Source organism: Pseudomonas sp. AC083, from assembly GCF_979253165.1.
The window spans coordinates 1-242 of record NZ_CEEDDH010000306.1; the positions used below are offsets into that span (position 1 = coordinate 1).

The following is a 242-nucleotide window of genomic DNA, read 5'->3' on the forward strand; positions in this document are numbered from 1 at the left end:
GACTCGGCGGTGCGCTCCAGGGTGTACGAGGCGAGCGCGTCGACGGCCGTCCCGCAGACCACGAGCAGGGTCAGGACCAGCAGGATGCCGGTGATCGACTCGTTCTGGCCGAGCCGGTCGACCAGCGCCTTGGCGGCCAGCGGCTGCGCGAGCCCGCTCGCCGCGCCGATCAGCGCGAGGAGCGCGCCGAGGGCGACCGTCCAGCGATGCGGCCGGAAATGACCGTAGAGCGCCCGCCATAT

The 242-nt window shown here is 72.7% G+C and carries 1 protein-coding gene; it reads right to left on the reverse strand.

The window, feature by feature from the left end; translation table 11 throughout:
* Nucleotides 1-242, reverse strand: a 242-nt coding sequence (locus tag AC0IXA_RS28025) for a hypothetical protein (protein WP_471814997.1), incomplete at both ends; no start/stop codon positions are given.